Consider the following 13,817-nt stretch of genomic DNA (forward strand, 5'->3'; position numbering starts at 1 on the left):
TTATAATTTGAGTTTCAAGAATTCAAATGTAAAGCCTTGCAAAATTTGCAAGGCTTTACATTTAATCAAGGCTCCAATTCAATAGGATTATATTGTTTTGCTCTTTCGGCAGACTTTTTTCTTAACATACTCAATGTTTCTTTATCCTCTATGTAGTCATTGAATTGATTTTGATCGCCTATTTCTTTACGTTGATAGTCAAATATTTTAGATTTTTCAACTAGTTTCACACCTTCTGTATTCATATTTGCAGATTTACATAGATATTTTCTTTTTCCAAATTTATACAATGTATAGTGGTAATCGTTTTTGTCATCATAAACTTCTAAGATTAGCCCTGGGAGTTTATTAAATTTATATGGTCCGAAAGGAAAAGGAATATCTCTAGCAAACCATGCTATCCAAGTTCTACCGTATATTTTTGTAGTAGCTTTTTGAGTTTTATACTTTCCTATAGTTTTATATTCATTAATTAAATTCCAAGTTATATCATTAGTTTCTTCGTATCTAAAGTTCTTATTAGAAATGGAAGTTGTAACATATATTTTTCCGTATGTAGTTCCTATGTTTTCCCGAAAAAAAGTAAAGTATTTACCATTACTTTTATTTTCATCAAGTTTCTTTTCAAAGCGTAAAGAATCTCCTACATATTTGTTCATATTTTTAAAATATGATTCTTTTTCGTTTATTAATAATGCAAATGCAGCTTCTTCAACTTTTGCATTTGGAGAATTAAGTAATTTATATTGTAACTTATAATCAGCTTCATAAACAACACTAAAACTTGTTTGTGACAACAACTTTATTGATAATAAAATAAAAAATATTGAAAGTCTTTTCATATTATATAAGTAAAAAATGAATCCATAAAATTAATTATGGATTTACTTTTTTGATTAATTATTGATTAATGATAGTATAAAGTAACTTCTGCAAATTCCCCGCAAACAGCAAAGTTGATTGATTCGCAAATATTTTCAATATGCGCTAAAGAACCAGTAGCTCCATTTACCATTACAATAGTTCCACAAGAGGTTCTAAAAGGAAATGCACTAACTACACCTGCCAATAGTAAAGCTCCCGCTAATAATGTTTTTTTCATAATCAAATGATTTTTTAATTGTTTTACATCACAAACCTATGAAGTAAAAATGAGAACTTTTGTAATAAAAACACAGCAAATATTGCTGTACTTTCCCAACATTTAACCAAAATAACAGATTACATTTAAAACATTACAAACAAGTCACTTTTAAATGAAATTTTTAAAAGTATAAGCAAGTTTCAAAGCAAAAAAAATTTATCTTTTTATTCCTAAAGCTGCTTTGTAGATTTCAATTTCTTTTTCCATATCTGCTATTCTTTGGGTTTTCTCTGTAAGTTCCTTTACAATCTTAGCATCCTCGTTTAAAGCTAAAGTAGACGGATAATAATTTGTTAGCTCCGTAAGAAAATCGTAGCCTATTGCCAAGCCAATATTCCAAACAATCCCGAATTGCAGTGACGATTGCTTGAAGTAATTAGCTAATGATGTTGGAGAAATCTGCATTCTTCTTGCTACTTCCGCCTGTGTAAGTTTTTTATCATCAATAATTTTTCTTACAAGCTCCCCAAGATGGGGATGCGGAAAGTCTCCTTTTTTTTGATATTTTCTGGAACTCATTATCTACTATTTTACGTATAAAATACAAAATTATACATATTAAATATATAAATTTACATTTAAATAATATTTTTTAAATATTAAAATATATAATTTTATGCGAAAAGCATATATTTAATCATATAAAATTTTTAAAAACACGCTTTATACATATAAAAATACACCTTATACTATTTACAAGATATTTTTCACTTGTTTATTTGTTTTCTGTAATAAAACATCGGGATAATAAGAAGTAAAGTCAAAGGTTGGATTACAAATCTTCTCATGTAAAAAGAAAAAAGATATCCGATTTCAAATCTGTCATAAATACAGTACAAATAAATCGGAAATGTAATCGCAAAAATAATCGCAATTAAAACAGCTCCCTGAATTGTCCACTGCTTGTTTCTGAACCAAAAGTGAATTACAATGCATGAAAATAACAGATTCAGAATAAACCGGAAAATATAGCCGGGAATTAATTTTCCCCACTCAAAATCCGGAAAAGGAAGATTCTTATTTGCTTCATGAAAATAATTGAGAAAAGGATCATAGAAAATTTTGTCTTCAAGTATTCTTACACTTATAAGACCAAAAACCCCTATTATGACTAAAATCCAATTAAGATTTTTCATTTTTTAAAGCAAAAAATTTAATCCAGACCAGCCAGAGTACGACTACCGTTCCGTAAATAACCGCAGGAAAAATATAATCATGAGTTGTTTTACTGTATGCTTTGTAATCTAAAACAACAATATTAAGCCCCACAATTCTTAAAACATTAATAATATAAAGCAAAATCAGCCCCAGAACAACGAAAACGAAAGTCTTTTTTCCTTTGTAAAAGGCAAAAACAAATGCTACAAAAAGAATCATCACAGAAACGGCATTGCAGCCTTCCACCATTCTTGTAGGATATTCGTTCCGGACATAAAAATAAACCTGCTCACCTTTGATATCATTATACAACTGCGTCGGGAAACCCATAAAGTTCTGGATATGTCTCACCTGCTCCGCAATCATTCTGGAAAACGGATCGAGACCTTCTTTCTGAAAACTGTTCAGAAAAAACTGATAGGCTAGAAGCAGCACCATATAAATGATGATGAAGCGCAGCAGAATGCTCAAAACAGGTTTAAAATCCTTTAGCATAATGCAAATATAGAAATTCGCCTGTAAATTATTATATTTGTGACATCTATGATTTCCGAATACGCCCAAAGATTTTTTGAAAATTACACAGGAAAAAAGCCTTCTGAGTTTATTACTTTAGCTCAAAGCGGCTCCGCAAGAGTAAATTTTATCGCAAAAGCAGATAAAACGTATATCATTACCTACAACGAAAACATCGCGGAAAATGAGAGTTTTTTGTATTACTCTTATTTATTTTCTGATTTAAAGCTCAATACTCCCGCAATTTTTGCAGTTTCGGAGGACCGGAAAATGTATATTCAGGAATTTTTAGGAGAAAATACACTATCAGAAATTATCTCCAAAGAAGGCTTATCAGAAAATGTAAAATCTTTGGTAAAGCAGACTTTGGAAAAGTTATATCAATTACAGATTTCAACACAGAATAAGGTAGATTTCACCAAAACTTTCGAATATGAAAACTATGACGAACTTCCGGTAATGCACGATCTGTATTATTTTAAAAATTTCGTGGCGGATGTTCTGGAACTGGAATACCACAAATCTACTCTACTAAAAGAATTTAAGAACATCGTTTCTCTCATCGAAAATCTGGAGCCGAAAGGTTTAATGATCCGCGATTTTCAGGCGAGAAATATGATGGTAAATGATCAGAAAAAAGTATCATTTATCGATTATCAATCAGCGATGAAAGGTCCGTTAATGTATGACGTGATTTCTTTTCTGTTTCAGGCAAAAGCAAATTTCAATGAAAGCTTTAAAAGTGAGATGCTTGATTATTACATTCATCAATTTGAAAATCAGGAACTTAAAAATAAACTAAAAACCTCGGTAAAACCAATTCAACTGATGAGATTCCTGCAGGTTTTGGGAGCTTACGGTTTCCGAGGACTGATCCAGAGAAAACATCACTTCATCTCAAGCATCGAAAAGGGAATCGAAAATATTACAGTCTTTGCACAAAACTGGGAAAATATGAAAGATTATCCCGAACTGGAAAAAGTGATTAAACAATTGAGTTCAGATAAAACAAAGTTGAAAATTGAAGAAATAATAAACCATTAAGATTTATATTTAAGAAGTTAAGTTTATTTAAGTGTTATGACTAAAAAAGAAATCACACAATTGTCTTATGAAATTACCGGTTTTGCAATAAAAGTTCACAAAACACTTGGACCCGGCTTACTTGAAAGTATTTATGAAGAATGTTTAAAAATTGAGCTCATTAAAAATGGATATGATGTAAAACAACAACTTTATACAACCATTAATTATGAAGGTGTTGATATAAAAACGAAACTGGTTGTTGATCTGCTTGTAAATGATACTATTGTTGTAGAATTAAAAGCAATTGAAGAAATTTTGCCTATACACGAAGCTCAGTTGTTAACTTACATGAAAGTTTTGAAAAAGCCTCAGGGTTTATTAATAAATTTCTTTACCGATAATATAACCAAATCTTTAAAACCTTTTATTAATGAGTACTTTAAAGAGCTCCCAAACTAAAATTTTGATTTATCAAAAATCTTAAATAAACTTAACTTCTTAAATATAAATCTTAATGGTTTAAGAATAAATAAATAATTATAAAATTAAAAAAATGCTACACATTGACATACACAGTTTTTCGTATAAAAAAGGAGGAATTCCAAAGGATGAAACAGGAAACGGAGGCGGATTTACGTTCGACTGTCGCGGAATCCTGAATCCCGGAAGAGTGGAAGAATATAAAAGCCAGACCGGAAATGATATCGGCGTTCAGGAATATCTGGAAACAAAAACCGAAATGCCTAAATTTCTGGAATTAATTAAAAATCTTGTTTCCATTAATATAGATAATTATCTGGAAAGAGGTTTTGAGAATCTTCAGATCAACTTCGGCTGTACAGGAGGGCAACACAGATCGGTTTATTCTGCGATAAAAATAGCTCATTTTATTGAAGAAAAGTATGGTGAAAAAGTTGAAATCAGCCTTCATCACGACGAACAGCATCAACTTAATCATAAGTAATGAGTAATGTGCAATAAGTAATATTTTAAATTCGTTGATATTTTATTACTTTTTGTTTTTAATTTAAACACGGTCATTTTATTACTCATCACCAATTACTCATTACCCATAAAAAATGAAAGCACTTATTTTTGCAGCCGGAAAAGGAACCCGATTAAAACCATTTACCGACCATCATCCGAAAGCTTTGGCAAAAGTGAATGAGATTCCGCTTCTGGAAAGAAATATTAAATATTTAAAAAATTTCGGAATCAACGATTTTGTCATCAACATTCATCATTTTGGAAATCAAATAGTTGATTTTTTAAAGCTGAATGATAACTTCGGATGTAAAATTGAAATATCGGACGAAAGAGAAGAACTGCTGGAAACTGGCGGAGGCTTGGTTTTTGCAAGAAAATTTCTCGATCATGGGGAAGACTTTCTAATCATGAATGCAGATATTCTTACCAATATTAATATCACAGAATTTGTAAAATACCATAAAAAGATAAAAGATTTTGCTACTTTAGCTGTATCGGACAGAGAGAGTTCGAGAAAACTGCTTTTCAACGACGATATGGTGTTAAGAGGCTGGCTGAATGTACAGACCGGCGAACAGAGACTTGCTGAGTTTAACAAGGGATTTAAAGCTCTGGCTTTCAGTGGAGTTCATTGTATTAATCCCGTTATCTTTGAAAAGATAAAAAGAACAGGTAAATTTTCTGTAATGGAAGAATATCTGGATCTTATGCAGACGGAGCATATTCATGGTTTTCTGCACGACAGCATTTTAATTGATGTCGGCAGACCGGAATCTGTAACGGAAGCCGAAAAACATTTTAAATAATTGTACAATGGGAATTGAAGGAACGAGAGATGAAAGTCTGGTAAATCCTGAATTTGACAGTAACGAAACGAAATTACAAAACAGCCTCAGACAAAAAACCTGGGACGAAACCATTACAAAAGACAGCTGGATGGTTTTCAAGGTGATGGCAGAATTTGTGGACGGTTATGAAAAACTGGCTAAAATTGGTCCGTGTGTTTCTATTTTCGGATCGGCGAGATTAAAGCCTCAAAGCAAATACTACAAAATGGCGGTAGAAATTGCGGAGAAGATTACAAAACTAGGATTCGGAATTATCACCGGAGGTGGTCCCGGAATTATGGAAGCAGGAAATAAAGGAGCTTTTAATACTCAGGGAAAATCAATCGGTTTAAATATTGATCTGCCTTTTGAACAGCATTTTAATCCTTACATCAACAAATCCTATTCGATGAATTTCGATTATTTTTTTGTAAGAAAGGTAATGTTTGTAAAATATTCTCAGGGATTTATCGTAATGCCGGGAGGATTTGGAACACTGGATGAGCTTACGGAAGCTTTAACGCTGATTCAAACCAATAAAATCGGAAGATTTCCCATCGTTCTGGTAGGTTCGGAATTCTGGAACGGATTATTAGACTGGTTTAGAACTACTTTACTGAAAGAAAAGATGATCCATGAAGAAGACCTTGAACTTTACAGAGTGGTAGACAGCGCGGATGAAGCGGTAGCACACATCAAGGCTTTTTATGATAAGTATTCTGTAAATGTGAATTTTTAATTGGCATATTATTTGTGACTTAAAACTAACAATCATGATTGTAAATTTATTATCTAAGATGAAAAAAATTTTATCTATATCAGGAATTTTAGCACTTTTTGTGCTATTGAGTTTCACGTATGTAGACTTTTTCTCTTCAATGACTAAGGTGGATTATATTGATGGAAGCAAAACATTGAAGTTCACTACAAAAATGAATACAAATCACATTTCCGATGCTATAAAAATTAACCCGAATACGGCAGGATTTGAAGCAGAAGTTAAAAAGTATGTAAACAATAATTTTGATGTGTATGTCAATGGCTCACCGAAAACAATTACATTTACGGGTAGTCAGGTAAGCGGAGAAACAGTATGGGTATATTTTGAAACGGGAGGCGTTTCGGATATCAATACCTTAAGAATAAAGAATACAATCCTTTTAAGTGCTTTTCCAAAGCAGATTAACCTTGTTAATATTGCGTATCAGGGAATTCAGAAAACAATGAATTTCCAACGCGGAAAAGAAGTAAATGAAGTATCTTTTTAAAGACAATGAAATTAACAACGAAACCATCGCAAAAGCGGTGGTTTTTTGTTTGAGTTTATACTCACTTATTGTTCCCAATAAAATCCGGTTGTCCAGTGCATCGCATTTAATTCCACTTCATCAAGAATAAAATCGTTTGGGAAATCTTTAAACCCAGATTTATTTTTTAATTCATTCATCACCATTTGAGCTTTTTCATAGCCTGAAAATATTCCGATAAATCTTTCATCATCCAAATAGGTATTGAGTGTATAAGTATGGCTCAGGCAAAAAACAGATTCAATTCCCAGCTCTTTTACCGATACTATACTTGCATCAACCTCATCTCCCGATTCCAGATAATCCGGTCCTATTTCTCCTATAACCTCTGTAAATCCTTCCTTCCAGTTAACTTTATCTAAAATATATTTTTGAATTACAAAGCATTCCGGAAATATTTTAAAACCCGGTAATTGAACAGCCTTACTCTTTACTTTTTGCAGTTCTTCTAAATTCTTAAAATATCCTAACCTTTTAGATTCTGTACGGGAATCATCTGTATACGTATGATCTAAAGCATAAACAAAATACTGCATATTCTATAAGTTTTGGCAAAAATAAAAAGGCTGCCTAAAAAGACAGCCTTTATACTATTTAAATTTTCAAAATTCTTACTGAACCTGAATGTTATCCAATTGGATTGTAGTGGTAACACCACTTCCGTTTCCTGTGTATTCGAATAATACAAATCCGTTACCCGTTAAAGAAGTCGGGAAAGTGTACATTCCTGCAGGAGCAATTGTTCCATAAGCACCTGTAGGAGCCTGTGGAATTGTAAATGCAGAAGTAATATCTGTTTTGGTAGCCTGAGTAATATCTCCAAGAGGAGTATAATTGGTTGTATAATATACTTTTAAAGCATTACCGTTAAAGAATCCTACGTTTACGTCAAATTTCAGTGTGTTTGCTGCTGTAAAATCAACAGGTACTGCAAAATAAGTTACGTAAGGACCAGTTCCTGAATTAGCTCCCAACTGGATGTATTTGTTTCCGCTGAAAGTTTTTAATTGCCAGTATCTGTTTCCTAGAAGCGGATCGTTTACATATTTAGGAAATACTTCAAGGTTAGCTGGAGATGTAGCATAACTCTCAAAGTTTTCAAGGAAAGCTCCTGAATAAGTAATTGCAGTTCCTCCTTTCGGCGGTGTAGCATCTACTCTTGTTCCTTTGAAGTTAATATCATTTGTATTTCTGATCAGCATCTGCCAAGTTGTATTATAACGGCTTACTACAAAAGTAATATCTCCGTTTCCTGTTGGTAATGTTTTAGATCCTTCAGAGAAGAAACCTGAATTTCTTAAAGTTACACTGTTTCCGGAAGCATCTTCCAAAGTTCTGTCAGTATCTACTCCTGCTCCTGCCACATAATCGATAAATGTTTTAGCAGTAGGATAAATATCTGCAATGGTAAACTGTGTATTAGCAACTTTTACCAATGTATTGATATACTGGTCACTTTTTGCAGCAGCAAGGTTTGGTAATTCTAAAGGTTTGATTGTAACCACCTCAAGACCATTCCCGTTACAAACTCCTGAAACATATCTGCTTAACAAAGAAGCAGGCACTCTTCCGATTGCGTAAGTAGGATCTACAGAACCGATTTTTACAGTACCTCTGTCTAAACCTAATCTTAAACCTTTCGCATTAATTCTGATGTGCGCACCTACAGGAAAATCTGCATAGTTGCTGGATCTGTCAACCTCAATTTGTAAACCTGCAGTCGGATTTTCCGGCTTATCCTGGAAAGAAATTGTTTTATAGAAGTTTCCGTTTTCATCTGAAGAAACTACATAACCATCAAAAATCTGGTCGTTTGAAATTAAAACATATCCTGTAGAAGGAGCCTGAGCTTTGAAAGCAGCCAAAGTCATTGTAGGAGCCGGGAATTTATTCTCACACTTGATTGGCGGAGTTTCCCACTCGTCTTTCTGAACGCAAGATGTAATAGAAATCGCCGCAAATGCAACTCCTGCTACTAAACTTAAGTATTTCTTTATTGTCATTTTATTAATTTTTAGAATAATTAGTGAATTGATATTAAAATCTGAACTGTAAATTTACAAAATATGATCTTCCCTGAGTGTACCAGTATTTTGGTGCAAACAAAGTGTATTCTCTATTCAAATCCTGAGAGAAGGTAGGATACACCGCATTTCTTGTTTGTTCAAATCCTCCTGTAATATATTTTCTGTTATTTAAAATATTATTAACTGTAGCAGAAATTAAGACATAGTATTTACCGATTACCCAAGATTTTCCTGCATTCGCATTCAGAAAGAATGACGAAGGCAATTTGTTTGGCTGAAGTACTTTTCTAAGATCACTATCTGTAAGCCCGTAATATGGAGTTCCTGTAACATTGTTCTGAACAAACGATTCTGTTCTCACTAAAGCTGCAGGATCTAAATAATTTTCATCAAAATAATTCCAGTTGGCACCCACCCACCAGTATTTCGGGTTGTTGTAACGGAAACCTACCGAGTAAGCCTGTTGAGGAGTTCCTCCCTGACGATAATTATTGATATATGCTTTTCCAAGATCTACATACGGAAGACCGTTTGCAAAAACACCTACTGCATCTGATGCAAAATAAGTTTTTGGATCATTCTTATAAGTATACTGTCCGATGCTTGCTAAACCTTGTAATGATAATGTTGGTAACACTTTAACATCAACCCCAAGTTCAACTCCCATATTTCTCTTCTTAACATCCGTCATTACCTGAGATACAAAAGCACTCTGAACATTGGTCTGATTACCATCTGCATCCACACTGTTTAATGGAATACCGTCTGCAAAGAATCTCTGAACTGTTGTTTCATTGTCTGTATCAACCAAATAACCTGTTAATCTTAGTTTTAAGAAAGGAGAAGAAATAACATAACTAAGGTCATTTGCATTTACCGTCATGCTCTTCACGTTGGGTGCTACAGATCCGTTTACTCTTGGATTTACAAATAAATCTTCCAGATAAGGGGCCTGATTATAATACGCTCCGTTGTATACAAAGAAGTTTCTACCATTCAGTCTGTAAACGATCTGTCCTTTCAGACCGTAGTTCCAGTAGTTATAATCCATCCCTTTTCCATAAGAATCTTTGTATAAGTAATGATTGAAAAGACCTTCTCTGTTTGAAGAAGAATATCCTGCCAATGCAGATACGAATACATCAAAAGCTCCCGCTGTGAATCTTACACCAGGATTTACTTTTACTTCCTGTCTTCTGAAAATGTAGTCGTAAGTCATTTTATCACCTACTTTTTTCGTTACATTTTCTTCACCCTGATTGTATAATCCTGATTTTCCGGGCTGGTTTGTTGCTGCAAACGGGTCTCTGTTCAGTACAAAATCAGCACCTAAAAGATCGTTTACTTCTCTGTACTGCTCAGAACGGTAATTCTGATAAGATACGTTTAATAAGAATTTCGTATTATCATTAAAGTTGTGAACAAAGTGAGTAGAAGCATTCCAGATTTTATCATCACTTACATCGTTTACCAAATAATATAATGCTCTTTTACCAGTCTGCCCATAATAGGTTCCTGCAGGCTGCTGCATATTTCTCTGGTATAATCTGTCCCAGTTAAGCTGTGTAAAGTTCGGATCATTGGAAGTCCATCCGTTCATTGCAGCCTGAAAAGCCTGCTGAGCCGTTGTTCCTGTTACTCCTGTAGGAAGAGTTACAGAAGCATTAGGATCTAATGAATCGTAATAACTTGGTAAGTTTCTGTAGTATGTAGGAGATGGATTCTGTACATTCTGCCAATCCAGACGAGAACCTTTGTCTTTTCCGAATTGATAAGATACAGAAGTCCAAAGCGTATTGTTTTTATTGATTTTCCAGAAATCCTGAATCTGGAAGATCGGCTGGAATCCTTTTCTTACTCTTTCACTTCTCTGCTCTCCGTCCTGATATCCCCAATAAGAATTGTAATGAACCCCTCTGTAGTTGTATACTTCCTGAGTACTTGGACTTGCAGTAGATCTTCTGTAAGGTGCACCGATGAAATTGAACGTCATCGTATGCTTATCATTAAACTTCTTTTCAATTCCTAAATAAGCTCCGTAAGCATCATAGAACGTTCCTTCCTGAATACCTTCTTTCGCCCATCTTCTTGCTCCCATTGCAGTAAATGCCCATCCGCTCTTACTCATTCCTGAGCTGTATCTTAGAGATGTTCTGTTTCTGTAATTTCTGTTGGTTAAAGACTGAGTAAACTGAAATCCTTTTCTGTATTCACTCGCTTTAGTATTTTTATAAACTACCGAGCTATTTCCACCAAAAGCATATTCAGAAGGTGAATGATTTGAAGAAATTTCCGGGTATCTTGTAATTTCGTTAAGTCCTCCCCAGTTTCCAAAATCCACATTACCGTTATCAGACTTGATCATGGAAACACCATTTAACATAGTTTCTCCAAATCTTCCATCGATTCCTCTTGGGCGGAACCAATAAAATCCTAAATCAAACGCTGCGATTCTGCTGAAAATGTCCTGAGATGACTGCAGTAAACCGACTGTAGAAGCCTGTCCGCTGTTGCTATCCTCATCGTCTCCATCACTGTCAATGATTGCTAAACCTTGATCCGCGCTTGTAAGTGCAGAATATAGGGTAATAGTCCCTAAATCCTTTTTCTTCTCACTGTCCATTACATCAAACTCCATTACTTTGGTTTCGTAATTCGGTTTTGTAATCACAATTTGGTAATGCCCCGGCTTTAGGTCTACAAACTGGAAGTATCCGATTTTGTCAGCCGTTACATCATTGTCATTCCCTTTAAGATCTACTTCTGCCCTTTCAACGGGTTTTCCTTCGGCATCTTTTAAATATGCAGAGACCGTAGTCTGTGCAAAATAGTATGACGCTGGAAGTAAAGTAAATAAAGAGACTAATGATAGTTTTTTAATCATGAGTATATTTATTTTTTAAATACTTTTCTTATTAATTCTCAACAGTTTAAAAGTTGGGGACGCAAATTTAGTCAATTTTTAGAATTTACAACTTTTTTTACGTTATTTTTTCTTAACATTGCAAGCTTTTAAGAATCATTATAAATAAAAACGTAAATACCACATTTTAAATTTACAAATATTTAAAATAGCGGGAAGTTAAAAAAAAGTAAATTTGCAGATTAAATAATATTAATAATAACTCTAAGAGAATGAAGAAATTTTTGAGTTTTTTTGCCATCATTTTTTCGATAATGGCATTTTCACAACAGCAGGGTAAACTGAGAAAAGTGGCCACTGTAGGTTTTTTGAATGTGGAAAACCTTTGGGACACGATTCGCTCAGCAGATTATATCGACGGAACTAAAGACATTAAAAATCCGGCTTTTCACAGAAGTATTCCATTGGATTCCGTTAAGTTTTTAGAAGCTGAAAAGTACGACGGACCGTGGAGCGACGGCGCTTTAATCGGGAAAAAAGTCGTAAGATACCAAGGAGGTTCAGAAGAATTTACTCCAAAAAGTGCTAAAAACTACAACACCAAAGTTTACAAAACAAAATTAGCAAATGAAGCTAAAGTAATTTCTGAAATGGGAGCACAGTATACCAAAACAGCTCCTGCAGTAGTAGGTTTAATTGAGGTTGAAAACAGACAGGTTATTCAGGATCTTATTAATGAACCGGCACTGAAGAAATATGATTACGGAATCATCCATTACAATTCTTACGATTACAGAGGAATTGATGTGGCTTTGATTTATCAGAAAAGAAGATTCACTCCAACAAATTCTTTGAAAAAAGAACTGAAAGTTTTCGGTGATGACGGAAAAAGAGAATATACAAGAGACATCCTGGTTGTTACAGGCTTCCTTGATAATGAGAAAGTGGCATTCTTCATGAATCACTGGCCTTCAAGAAGAGGAGGCGAAGCTATTTCCCTGCCAAAAAGAAATGCAGCAGCAGCTTTACTAAAACAGCAGATGGACAGTGTAAGAGCTGCAGATCCTTCTACTAAATTATTTGCCATGGGAGACTTTAACGACGATCCTGTAAGTTCAAGCTTAAAAAATTATCTGAAAGCTCAGCCAAGCCCGAAAGATTTAAGTGATGCTAATCCTTACCTGAATTTAATGTATCCTTTGTACAAAAAAGGAGTTGCTTCATTAGCATATCAGGACGCACCCAACTTATTTGACCAGATCATTGTTTCTAAAAATTTAATTCAGGATCAGGTTACAAAAGATTATTCGGTATATAAGGCTGAAATTTTTGCTCCAGCTTACTTAGTGAATAAAGAAGGAAATTACAAAGGTTACCCTTTCCGATCGTGGAACGGCGACCAGTTTACCGGCGGTTACAGTGACCACTTTCCGGCATTTGTAGTCCTCCAGAAAGAACCATAAAAATATAAGGCACTCAGATTGAGTGTCTTTTTTTTGTAAATTTATAAGATGAAAAATTTAGTTTTACTGTTAACACTTTCTTTATTTTCATTCAATTGTTCTGCACAGAGCAATCCTAAGAATGAAAAAGAAAAGTCGGAAATGAAACCATCAAAAAATGATGATGGAGAATGGGATCTTACGGTAATCGATACTCAGTTTGATTATTTTCTGAATGCGGTTGCAAAGCCAATCAGCCAGTATTCTGAATCTTATCTGAAAAACAGAAATACTTTTCTAGTCACAGAATGGAATTCGTATTACAATTCAGGAAGATACAGAAACGTCATAGAATCCTCGATTGATTATGATCCGAAGGAAAAATACGGTATTAAATTCGAATACAAACTGTATCAGGTTTTTGCTTATGTAAACTGGAAATACGGTCTGAAAATGAACGGACTTTCGGGAAGTGATACCACAAGATATTAAAAAAGGTTCAGAGCAATTCTGAACCTTT

Annotated in this window: 16 protein-coding genes; 8 read left to right on the forward strand and 8 right to left on the reverse strand. The window is 33.9% G+C overall.

The genetic code is table 11. The features are described from left to right. Positions 1-65: 65 nt before the first annotated feature. The 5 genes from WFH39_RS06235 to xrtF all read right to left on the reverse strand — a co-directional run bounded on the left by WFH39_RS06235 (position 66) and on the right by xrtF (position 2,797). On the reverse strand, positions 66-842 hold the full coding sequence (locus WFH39_RS06235) for a GLPGLI family protein (protein ID WP_336689204.1): 777 nt from the start codon (positions 840-842) through the stop codon (positions 66-68). 65 nt (positions 843-907) lie between these two features. Continuing rightward, complete coding sequence (locus WFH39_RS06240; protein WP_336689205.1) at positions 908-1,102, reverse strand: hypothetical protein; 195 nt, start codon at positions 1,100-1,102, stop codon at positions 908-910. A gap of 198 nt (positions 1,103-1,300) precedes the next feature. Continuing rightward, on the reverse strand, positions 1,301-1,663 hold the full coding sequence (locus WFH39_RS06245) for a helix-turn-helix domain-containing protein (protein WP_271246047.1): 363 nt from the start codon (positions 1,661-1,663) through the stop codon (positions 1,301-1,303). A 188-nt stretch (positions 1,664-1,851) separates the two neighbouring features. Further along, positions 1,852-2,280 carry an exosortase F system-associated membrane protein gene (locus WFH39_RS06250; protein ID WP_336689206.1) on the reverse strand — a complete coding sequence of 143 codons (429 nt, stop codon included), beginning with the start codon at positions 2,278-2,280 and terminating at the stop codon, positions 1,852-1,854. After that, the gene (xrtF, locus tag WFH39_RS06255; protein ID WP_336689207.1) at positions 2,267-2,797 is read right to left on the reverse strand and encodes an exosortase family protein XrtF; all 531 of its coding nucleotides are present in this window, start codon (positions 2,795-2,797) and stop codon (positions 2,267-2,269) included. Before xrtF ends, WFH39_RS06250 begins: the two co-directional genes overlap by 14 nt. A gap of 48 nt (positions 2,798-2,845) precedes the next feature. Here xrtF and WFH39_RS06260 point away from each other — a divergent pair, with 48 nt between their 5' ends. The 6 genes from WFH39_RS06260 to WFH39_RS06285 all read left to right on the forward strand — a co-directional run bounded on the left by WFH39_RS06260 (position 2,846) and on the right by WFH39_RS06285 (position 6,926). Further along, positions 2,846-3,862 (forward strand): aminoglycoside phosphotransferase family protein, encoded by a 1,017-nt coding sequence (locus WFH39_RS06260; protein WP_336689208.1) that lies wholly within the window; start codon positions 2,846-2,848, stop codon positions 3,860-3,862. Between the two features lie 36 nt (positions 3,863-3,898). Next, positions 3,899-4,303 carry a GxxExxY protein gene (locus tag WFH39_RS06265; protein WP_214588222.1) on the forward strand — a complete coding sequence of 135 codons (405 nt, stop codon included), beginning with the start codon at positions 3,899-3,901 and terminating at the stop codon, positions 4,301-4,303. Positions 4,304-4,397: 94 nt separating this feature from the next. After that, positions 4,398-4,808, forward strand: coding sequence for a RapZ C-terminal domain-containing protein (locus WFH39_RS06270; protein WP_235132557.1), 411 nt, complete (start codon positions 4,398-4,400; stop codon positions 4,806-4,808). A 115-nt stretch (positions 4,809-4,923) separates the two neighbouring features. Continuing rightward, positions 4,924-5,637, forward strand: a complete 714-nt coding sequence (locus tag WFH39_RS06275; RefSeq protein ID WP_214588220.1) for a nucleotidyltransferase family protein — start codon at positions 4,924-4,926, stop codon at positions 5,635-5,637. Positions 5,638-5,644: 7 nt separating this feature from the next. After that, positions 5,645-6,397, forward strand: a complete 753-nt coding sequence (locus tag WFH39_RS06280) for a TIGR00730 family Rossman fold protein (protein WP_336689209.1) — start codon at positions 5,645-5,647, stop codon at positions 6,395-6,397. A 58-nt stretch (positions 6,398-6,455) separates the two neighbouring features. Continuing rightward, positions 6,456-6,926: a DUF6702 family protein gene (locus WFH39_RS06285; RefSeq protein ID WP_235132554.1), complete on the forward strand. Its 471-nt coding sequence runs from the start codon at positions 6,456-6,458 to the stop codon at positions 6,924-6,926. A 65-nt stretch (positions 6,927-6,991) separates the two neighbouring features. On the opposite strand, the gene WFH39_RS06290 is transcribed toward WFH39_RS06285, so the two are convergent. From WFH39_RS06290 to WFH39_RS06300, 3 genes are all read right to left on the reverse strand, one after another. Beyond that, the gene (locus WFH39_RS06290; protein WP_336689210.1) at positions 6,992-7,501 is read right to left on the reverse strand and encodes a DUF7336 domain-containing protein; all 510 of its coding nucleotides are present in this window, start codon (positions 7,499-7,501) and stop codon (positions 6,992-6,994) included. Positions 7,502-7,576: 75 nt separating this feature from the next. Next, positions 7,577-8,968 carry a DUF5689 domain-containing protein gene (locus WFH39_RS06295; RefSeq protein WP_235132552.1) on the reverse strand — a complete coding sequence of 464 codons (1,392 nt, stop codon included), beginning with the start codon at positions 8,966-8,968 and terminating at the stop codon, positions 7,577-7,579. A 34-nt stretch (positions 8,969-9,002) separates the two neighbouring features. Further along, a complete protein-coding gene (locus WFH39_RS06300) occupies positions 9,003-11,876 on the reverse strand; it encodes a carboxypeptidase regulatory-like domain-containing protein (protein ID WP_214588215.1) in 2,874 nt (957 codons plus the stop codon). Positions 11,877-12,127: 251 nt separating this feature from the next. On the opposite strand from WFH39_RS06300, the gene WFH39_RS06305 reads away from it, so the two are divergent. Then, positions 12,128-13,318 (forward strand): endonuclease/exonuclease/phosphatase family protein, encoded by a 1,191-nt coding sequence (locus WFH39_RS06305; protein WP_336689211.1) that lies wholly within the window; start codon positions 12,128-12,130, stop codon positions 13,316-13,318. 48 nt (positions 13,319-13,366) lie between these two features. Further along, positions 13,367-13,789, forward strand: a complete 423-nt coding sequence (locus tag WFH39_RS06310) for a DUF6146 family protein (protein WP_214588213.1) — start codon at positions 13,367-13,369, stop codon at positions 13,787-13,789. The last annotated feature ends 28 nt before the right edge of the window (positions 13,790-13,817 follow it).

The sequence above is a fragment of the Chryseobacterium sp. MMO-72 genome (assembly GCF_037146035.1).
GTDB classification, from domain to species: Bacteria; Bacteroidota; Bacteroidia; order Flavobacteriales; family Weeksellaceae; genus Chryseobacterium; species Chryseobacterium indicum.